8 protein-coding genes and 3 tRNA genes are annotated in these 8,582 nt (G+C 57.1%); 5 read left to right on the top strand and 6 right to left on the bottom strand.

The genetic code is table 11. The annotated features are described in order from the left end of the window. Both ACCC96_RS30130 and ACCC96_RS30135 read left to right on the top strand, forming a co-directional pair. A tRNA-Arg gene (locus ACCC96_RS30130) sits at positions 1-77 on the top strand. Positions 78-148: 71 nt separating this feature from the next. Next, a tRNA-Arg gene (locus tag ACCC96_RS30135) sits at positions 149-225 on the top strand. Positions 226-244: 19 nt separating this feature from the next. Here the strand turns inward: ACCC96_RS30135 and ACCC96_RS30140 are convergent. Next, positions 245-763, bottom strand: coding sequence for a cell envelope protein SmpA (locus ACCC96_RS30140; protein WP_413697726.1), 519 nt, complete (start codon positions 761-763; stop codon positions 245-247). Between the two features lie 321 nt (positions 764-1,084). Here ACCC96_RS30140 and mgtE point away from each other — a divergent pair, with 321 nt between their 5' ends. Beyond that, positions 1,085-2,527, top strand: a complete 1,443-nt coding sequence (gene mgtE, locus ACCC96_RS30145) for a magnesium transporter (RefSeq protein WP_007934913.1) — start codon at positions 1,085-1,087, stop codon at positions 2,525-2,527. Between the two features lie 103 nt (positions 2,528-2,630). Here the strand turns inward: mgtE and ACCC96_RS30150 are convergent, their stop codons facing one another. After that, positions 2,631-2,957, bottom strand: coding sequence for an Arc family DNA-binding protein (locus tag ACCC96_RS30150; protein WP_003178899.1), 327 nt, complete (start codon positions 2,955-2,957; stop codon positions 2,631-2,633). A gap of 385 nt (positions 2,958-3,342) precedes the next feature. On the opposite strand from ACCC96_RS30150, the gene phnN reads away from it, so the two are divergent. Next, positions 3,343-3,915 carry a phosphonate metabolism protein/1,5-bisphosphokinase (PRPP-forming) PhnN gene (gene phnN, locus ACCC96_RS30155; RefSeq protein WP_413697727.1) on the top strand — a complete coding sequence of 191 codons (573 nt, stop codon included), beginning with the start codon at positions 3,343-3,345 and terminating at the stop codon, positions 3,913-3,915. Here the strand turns inward: phnN and ACCC96_RS30160 are convergent. Continuing rightward, positions 3,890-4,069 carry a PA3371 family protein gene (locus ACCC96_RS30160; protein ID WP_018926378.1) on the bottom strand — a complete coding sequence of 60 codons (180 nt, stop codon included), beginning with the start codon at positions 4,067-4,069 and terminating at the stop codon, positions 3,890-3,892. The genes phnN and ACCC96_RS30160 overlap by 26 nt on opposite strands. A 22-nt stretch (positions 4,070-4,091) precedes the next feature. Next, positions 4,092-4,325 carry a hypothetical protein gene (locus ACCC96_RS30165; RefSeq protein WP_007934920.1) on the bottom strand — a complete coding sequence of 78 codons (234 nt, stop codon included), beginning with the start codon at positions 4,323-4,325 and terminating at the stop codon, positions 4,092-4,094. Between the two features lie 291 nt (positions 4,326-4,616). Between ACCC96_RS30165 and ACCC96_RS30170 the strand changes: the two genes are divergently transcribed. Then, a tRNA-Arg gene (locus tag ACCC96_RS30170) sits at positions 4,617-4,693 on the top strand. A gap of 204 nt (positions 4,694-4,897) precedes the next feature. Here ACCC96_RS30170 and ACCC96_RS30175 read toward each other — a convergent pair. Together ACCC96_RS30175 and ACCC96_RS30180 are read right to left on the bottom strand one after the other, a co-directional pair. Beyond that, the gene (locus tag ACCC96_RS30175) at positions 4,898-5,821 is read right to left on the bottom strand and encodes a hypothetical protein (protein WP_413697728.1); all 924 of its coding nucleotides are present in this window, start codon (positions 5,819-5,821) and stop codon (positions 4,898-4,900) included. A gap of 136 nt (positions 5,822-5,957) precedes the next feature. Continuing rightward, positions 5,958-8,582 (bottom strand): Ig-like domain-containing protein (locus ACCC96_RS30180; protein WP_413697729.1); only part of this gene is annotated, 2,625 nt, incomplete at its 5' end.

Below are 8,582 nucleotides of genomic sequence, written 5' to 3' on the forward strand. Positions count from 1 at the left end.
GCACTCGTAGCTCAGCTGGATAGAGTACTCGGCTACGAACCGAGCGGTCACAGGTTCGAATCCTGTCGAGTGCACCATTTAAGAGTTGTTTGCAGCAATGTGAATAACTTGGCTCCAACCAGTTGTGACCTGGTATAAAAACACAAATGCACTCGTAGCTCAGCTGGATAGAGTACTCGGCTACGAACCGAGCGGTCACAGGTTCGAATCCTGTCGAGTGCACCAAACACCAAAAAGCCCGCGTTTAACGCGGGCTTTTTGCCGTCTGCGATTTGGCTTTTCCTTTGGTACATCCTTTCTCATCGAACTCGATGTGAGCACTGCGCCCTCGCTTGTTGTCGTAGCGGTAGCTCATGGCTGAATTGCGAGTGCTGATTTTGTCTGGCTTGCCGAGAGCGCTTTCGACGTCCAGCTGACTCATGCCGGCAACCACTCTCTGATTGATGATCGCGATGCGGCGTTCCTTCGCGCTGAGCTGATTTCCACATTTGTCCTCGGACTGACCAACGACCGTCGGCTCTCTCCTTGGGTTTTTCATACTTGATGTTTCGCGAACCTCGGCTTCTGGCATCAGGGCTGTCGTGCTGCCTGGCAAAAACGTGCGTACTTCCTGAAGTGAAAGGCTTTCTCCGGTCGTACAGCTCAAGGTCGTGAAGGTGATGCGTCCGTCAGGGGCTTCACACCGGTGGATGGTCGTAGCAAACGCCCAGGGCGGCAGGCAGAGCAGGGTGGCAAGCAAAAAATAATCAGCATTCCATGGCATTCGACGTCCTCCTTGACGGTCCTTATCAAGGGTAGCCGTTACATTTTTCGACGGCGGTGTGTTTTCTTTTCAGGATGAGTCGTCGCAGTTCCATGGATCAGGACAGTGCTCAGGTTTGTCTCGCAAGCGCTTGTTTCAGCCGCGATTTTTTCACGTTTAAAACCGTCAGGCGGTGTTATCATTGCGCCTGTCAGCCCCGCCGGGGCTTGTGGAATACCTCCATGGACTTACCCAGTAGTTACTCAGTACCCCGTTTTTACAATCATGAATTGACTGATTGATCCTTCCGGCGTGCCCCGCTGCTGGGAGTGGAGTTCGCCTATGTCTGAAGTTGAAGTAAAGAAAACGCAGGAAAGCTTGCAGGACCGCCTTGCTCAAGTCGTTGAGCTGCTGCAGCGCCAGCGGGTGGTCGAAGACCTGACTCATCGCCAGGAAGGTCCGCATCACGACCGGGTCGAGAACCTGGTTCACCGGCAAAACCTCGTCGAGTTGCAACGCAAACTCGATGATCTGCACTCCGCCGACGTTGCCTACATCCTTGAAGCCTTGCCACTGGACGATCGTCTGACCGTCTGGCAATTGGTCAAGGCCGACCGCGACGGCGACATTCTTCTCGAAGTATCCGATTCGGTTCGTGAAACCCTGATCGCCGACATGGACGATCACGAGCTCCTGGCGGCGGCCAAGGACATGGATGCCGACGAACTTGCTGACCTGGCCTCCGAGCTGCCGCGAGACGTCGTCCACGAGCTGATGGAAACCCTCGATGCTCAACAGCGTGAGCGCGTCCGCTCCGCGTTGTCCTATGACGAGGAGCAGGTCGGTGCGCTGATGGACTTCGAGATGGTGACCATCCGTGAGGATGTCAGTCTTGAAGTGGTGTTGCGTTACCTGCGTCGTCTCAAAGAGTTGCCAAGCCATACCGACAAACTGTTCGTGGTCGATTACGACGGCGTGCTCAAGGGCGTGTTGCCGATCAAGCGCCTTTTGGTCAACGACCCGGATAAACAGGTCTCGGAAGTGATGGCCAGCGATCCGGTGAGTTTTCATCCGGACGAAGACGCCTACGAGGCCGCTCAGGCGTTCGAGCGTTACGATTTGATCTCGGCCCCGGTGGTCGACAAGAACGGCAAGCTGATCGGTCGTCTGACCATCGATGAAATGGTCGACCTGATTCGTGAAGAGAGCGAAAACGAAGTTCTCAACATGGCGGGTCTGCGCGAAGAAGAAGATATTTTTGCGTCAGTCTGGAAGTCCCTGCGCAACCGTTGGGCCTGGCTGGCGATAAACCTGATCACCGCGTTCGTTGCATCACGGGTGATCGGCCTGTTCGAGGGCTCTATCGAGAAGCTGGTAGCGCTCGCGGCATTGATGCCGATCGTGGCAGGTATCGGTGGCAACTCGGGTAACCAGACGATCACCATGATCGTTCGGGCCATGGCGCTGGACCAAGTCAGTACCGGTAATACGTCGCGCCTGATGCGCAAGGAGTTGGCGGTCGCCTTGATCAATGGCCTGGTCTGGGGTGGGGTGATTGGTGTGGTGTCCTACCTGCTTTATGGCAGTTGGTCCCTGGGCGTGGTGATGACCGCCGCCATGACGCTTAACCTGTTGCTTGCGGCGTTGATGGGTGTGTTGATTCCGATGACCCTGGCGCGGCTTGGGCGCGACCCGGCAATGGGCGCGAGTGTGATGATCACTGCCATGACCGACAGTGGTGGCTTTTTCATCTTCCTTGGGCTGGCGACGATTTTCCTGCTCTGACGTTCTGCCTCAAAAGAACCCGCCCAATCGGCGGGTTTTTTTGGGGCCGAATTTCAGGCAAAAAAAAGCCAGCAATTACGCTGGCTTGAGCTTTCGGGATGAATCAGGAAGCGTCTGCAGCCATTTCGGCGTCATGGGCGATCAGCGAAACCAGAGCGTTTTGCTGGCGGTGGGAGAGTTGGCGGAAGCGTTGCAGCAGTTCGCGTTCGTGCAATGACAGCTCGGGGCTGTCCAGGCGCATGCTCAATTCTTCGCCCAACGCGCCTTCCTGAATAAGACTCTGCTCAAGGCGCGCGATGATTTCAGAATTCATGCTGCGATGATGATTGCGAGCCACCTCGGCAATGCGTTCACGCATTCCGTCTGGCAGACGTACGACGAACTTGTCAGCCGTACGGCTGGAATAAATTGCCTGTTTCAATGGGCGCATATATTTAACCGGTTAGTTCAGGGGAGCGGTTCTCGGGATAGGCCGCAGGATGTCAGATAGGACAAGCACTCCGACCAAATGTTCAACCTGAATTGATAGAGGCACGCATCATGCCTCAAATTAGCCAGATCATTGGCGTCAATTCTGTGACAAATATTGATCCGGGTAAAGGCTTAATGCCAGCACCTATTATCAGAAATGCGGACTGGTTTGAAAACATTCCATGAGTCCGTATCGCTGACCGCGTCCTCTTGCCCGACAGGTGATGCCCGAAGACGCCTGAAGGTGCATGCTATGCGGATTCGATCCTTGTTCCTTACCTTAACAGGATAGTGGCAAATGGCCGATTTACTAGGGCAGACGGACGGTATGGGATGATTTCAGGATGGATGGCAGGCTGATTTATTTAATGGGGCCTTCGGGATCCGGCAAGGACAGCCTCATTGAAGCCGCTCGCGGGCCGTTGCGGGTACGCAATTGTGAAGTCGTGCGGCGGGTTATTACGCGCTCGGCTGAGTCCGTCGGCGAAGACGCCATTGAGGTGTCCCGCGAAGAGTTCGAGCGACGCAGAAACAATGGGGATTTCGCGCTTTCGTGGCAGGCCAATGGGCTCGATTACGGTATTCCTGTGCGGATAGACCAGTGGCTCAAGGAAGGACGCGATGTGCTGATCAATGCTTCGCGCGGCCACCTGACAGAAGCGCAACAGCGCTATCCCACGCTGTTACCGGTGCTGTTGACGGTCAAGGATGAAGTTCTACGAGAGCGCCTGCTACGGCGGGGGCGTGAAAGCCCGGCAGAAATTGAAGCGAGACTGCGCCGCAATACGCTGTTCACGGCTGACGATACAATCGGTGATACGCAGATCCGTCGACTCGATAACTCCGGCGACCTTACGGTCACCGTTGCCAGTCTTCTTGAGTTGCTGAGCGTCAACGCAGAACCGGATCGAACTTGATCTTGCGCCCGGCGATCAGCGCCAGCACGAACAGCGCACTGAACACGCCGCAGGCAATCAGGGGCAGGGTGACGATCGTGTCCTGGACTAATGACAGATGAAGGATGCCACTCAGTAGAGCGAGGATGAGAAACCCCGCGGCTGATTTGGACATGCTGTGCTCCTGATGAGGTGGTTCAAAATACCAAGCGTTCAAAAGACTGCGTGCGCGGTTGAAGACTCTCCTGGCTCACCTCTTGGCTGACAAAACTGCGTTGATCGCTAGTGACTGCCCATTGAGGCGCTTTTTGCAGCTGCAGGTAATGGGGCGTGCGTTGGGCAACCATCGCAGCGTCGTTTTCGGGGAAGAACTGAAAACCCAACAGAACCGCCAGGGCGACTGCATTCGCGACTAAAAGAGCGCTGTTCATGGGGCTGATCTCCTTCGTTCTTTGAGAACAGTCGAAGCAGCCCGCATGCCAAAAGTTTAACGGCTATTAAATTCTTTAAAAACAACGATTTAAGATATTTTCACCAAAGGCCGGCATTGCATTTTGCAATGATGGCATTTTGCGGTGATGCAATTTGCACGGTAAACAAAGCCACGCTACCGCGGGGCGTCTGCCTACACTTAAAAAGCCCTACGGACGACATGACAAAAGCGGGCCTGCCCGTTAACATGCACGCCGTCCATCGCCGCGCATTTCTTGCACGCGACTTGTGTCTCAGTAGCTCAATTGGATAGAGCATCCCCCTCCTAAGGGGAAGGTTGGCAGTTCGAACCTGCCCTGGGACACCATATAATCCAAGGCTTACAGCGTCTTTTTGTTTCTCTGCTTAACCCCCATGGGGCTAGGTGGGTGCAACAGGTATGCTTTAAGCAAAGAAAAGCCCTGCTCAGATTGTTATCTGGCGGGGCTTTTTCATAACTGTCGTGTCATATCAAGCTTAGCTGCCAGTCCTCCACAGGAGGGCGTGAGAGGCGGTCTATCGACTCTCCCGATCAATCGTGAAAATGGACGCGCTGCGCGTACCACCAACACCCCCAGACGATGGTGATCACCAGGGAGGCGACGCAGAAGATTATGGTTTGACGCGCATTGCCAAGATCCTCTCGGGCAAGCAAGCCAAGCGCCTGGAGGGCTGCCCCCCCAAAAAGCGCCAGGAACCCCATTCGCCACGCAAACATGCGCTGTCGGTAAACGTCGAAAGCCAGCGGGAGCATAACGGCGCCATAGATTACGGAAAGATAGCGAAGTCTGACGTCTGCATAATGGGTAAAGACCGAACCACTTGGATCGCCTAGGGAAGGCTGGATATCCGTTATGGCAGAAACGCAGAACATGAGCCCTTGGAGGGCGAGCACCGCTGTGACAATCACGATGACAGTGGGTGGCCGCTTTGGGGAGCTCCGAAGCTCATCGGGCGGCAAACCTTTTGATGCAATCGCGACCTGATTACTCAGCGCCGTGCGAATGACGTCAGACAGCCATGCCTGATCGTTGCGGGAAAACCACATACAGATCCGCACCACGCCAATCCCACAGGCAATCATTGCAAGCCCCCCCAGCGGCAAGAGTGTGGTGTGGGGCGCAGGCACGGCAGCAAATAATGCCAATGCTGTATGGAACGCACAAAACCCGAACCAGAAGCCCATGAAGAGCTTAACGGACCAGTGCAGCGCAAAACGCCCGGTTAGCACGACCTGGTTTTGGCGCACCTGGAATCGGCCGACGAAAAGTGGCTTGAATGAGTTGCGTACCATCGGGATGACACGTTGAAGCGAAACGCGAGACTCCGTCACCGTTCCCACGGCCGCTTCTCGCGAAAAGGCAAACATAGACCAGCGCCGTGTCGCTGCTTTCAGGCGCTCAACAGATTCCGCCAGTCCGAACGAGCTCTCAAACTCGACCAGATCCGATCCCACCCAAAGTTCCCTCATCCATCGGAACATACACCCCCCTCTGGGCGCGTCATGCTTGGATTTCACGTTGGTATAGTGCAATTCATATTCGACCTTCCCTGGTCTCCATTCTCATCAACTGCTCAACCCCAGCCCACGATCAAGCCGTCAGCGTATGCTCGGAATCCCCGAACCAGGTGCGCACCAGATCGGGTCCAGGCGTACCAGCGTGGTCAAGCACCGCCACATCGACGAAATTCTTGCCATTGCTTGCGCCATCAGGGTCCACCTTCACGGTGATGTCGTTGCCGGTCTGCACCACTTGGACAAAGTCCGACACCTGGCTGGTGCCGGCGACAAAGTTCGCCTTGAGCAGTGCGGAGAGGTCGATTTTGTCCCCTTCGGCGTAGTTGTAGTCGAGGATATGGTCGCCGCCTTCATTCACGTTGAAGTAGGCAAACACGTCGGCTCCCGCGCCACCGCTGAGCGTGTCTGCACCGCCACGGCCCACGATGATGTCGTTGCCGTCGCCACCATTGATCGTGTCTGCGAGCATGGTGCCCACCAGCGTGCCGCTGGATTCTCCGTGGTAACTGACTTGAGTGCCGGCCGCGCCGCCGTCGGTGACCTGGAAGTCTTCCGCCGAGTAATGCCCCAGCAGGTTCACCTCGGCCCGATGCACGCCGTCGTCCACTGTCAGCAGGCCGCCGGCGCCAGAGGCGTTGGTGTTGTAGCTGAGTTGGGTGTTGGCGCCGAAAGTGAGATTGCCGAACGTCAGCATGTCATTGCTCTCAAGGCCGAGGATGCCGGCCAGCGAGCCCGCTGTTTCGGCCTGTGCGATCACCAGCGTACCCGCGCCTTCGCCGTGGAAGGCGACGGACCCGTGTGCAGCACCGGAGAAGGTCAGGGTCGCGTTACCGTCGATGGTCGCGCTGCCATCGCCGGTCACGTCGGCCAGCAGGCGCAGGTCACCACCATTGGCCCACAGGTGGCCGGTGTTTTCGACCGTGCTGGCCACCGTCATGCCGCCTGGGCCCGTGGACTCCAGCACCCCGCTGTTGGTGATGGTGTGGGTGCCGGTGTCGAGCACCAGGCTGTTCAGCCCGCTGGCCATGATCAGCCCCGCATTGATCAGCACCATCTGCCCGGCACCCAACTGGCCGGCGCCGGAAATGCGGTTGTCGACGTTGTTCAGCACGGTGTCGGCGCTGCCGCCGAAAATCACGTTTTGCGCGTTGTCGGATAGCAGCACCTGGCCGCCACCGGTCAAAGTCGCGCCACGGAACAGAACCTCAAGGCTGGTCGCGCTGCCGACGGAGCCGAGCTCGATGGTGCCGCTGTTATGGATGCTGCCACCGAACGGCATGATCGCGCCGTCGGCAATGGTGAGGGTACCGGCGTTGTTGGTAAGCGGGTCGACATCGAACTGGAAGTTCGCTTCGGTCAAGTCCGCTGCATCGACACCTTTGAGAGTGACCGTTTGGCCGGAGCTTATGCTGACCAGCGCATTGCCGTTGGCGTCGTTAGTGATACTCAAATCTGCAAAGCCGTTGATGCCCGTGAAGCCGACCAAGTCGATCTTGTCCGCTGCGGCATCGAAATTGAAGATCTGGTTGTTGCCGATCGGTTGGGCGAAGACGAAGGTGTCGGCACCGGACGAGCCGGTCAGGTTGTCGTTAGCGGACAAGGCGAAGATCGGCGCGCCCGGGGCGTAGACTTCGACGTTGTTGAACACGTAGGCACTTGCGGTGCTGCCGTCGCTGTTGCTCCAGCTCATGTTGACATCAAGCACCAACGCTCCCACGAAGTCGCTTGGGGCTGTCACGGTTAATGCGCCGGGATCGCTGGTCTGTACGGTCCAGGTGCCGTCGCCATTGTCGGTTCCTGCATTGAACACCCATCCCGAAGGAACACCGCTGATGGCCACCGTCACCGGGCCGCTAATATCTGCCAATGGAGCGTAGAGGGCTAGGTTGATGGGTTCGCCGGCAACGCCTGCCGGAAGGTTTGCACTGCTCCCGGCAGCACCAGGATTACCCGCCAGGTCGGTGTAGCTGTTCGCGGCAACGTCGACTTTTATGCTACCGCCCTGCGTTCTGGTCAGTGTTGCCGTGTAGGTATCGCCATCAACCTGGGTAAAGTTACTGAAGGTTCCGCGGGGCACTCCGCTCGTTGTCGTCACTGCGACATCAGACAGGGTGAAACCGCTCACCGTCTCACTAAATTGGAATGTCACCGTCGACGTTGAACCGACCGAACTCCCTAGGGCCGTCCCCGTCACTGCCACCGTCGGCGGCACGGTATCAACTGGCGTCTCAACGACGTTCTGCACGTTTACCGTAATGGTCTGCGTGTCGACTCCGCCATTGCCGTCGGCCACCTGAACGTCCACAACATAGGCATTGTCGCCGGCGGTCCCACCGACATCCTGGGGATTCTCGTAGTCGGGCGCCGAATTGAACGTCAGCACCCCGCTCGAACTGATCGAGAATTTGCTGAAGTCTGTCCCGGCCGTATTCAGGATCGAGTAGCTCAGCGTCTGCGCTGGTAGATCGGCATCGGTCGCCACCACTGTCGTGACCGCCGTGGTGTTCTCCGCCACGCTGACCGAAGCGGTCGCACCACCACCGTTGGAGGTGATAATCGGGCTATTGTCGTTGACGCCTGTCACGGTTACCGCGATCGCCTGGTCGTCGAACAGCGTGCCGTCCGATGCCCGCACAATCACGTCATAGACGTTGTTCGTTCCCGAATCAGTCGGTGCTTCAAAGTTGGGTGCAGAGAT

It is taken from the genome of Pseudomonas sp. Pseusp11 (genome assembly GCF_047304405.1).
GTDB lineage: Bacteria > Pseudomonadota > Gammaproteobacteria > Pseudomonadales > Pseudomonadaceae > Aquipseudomonas.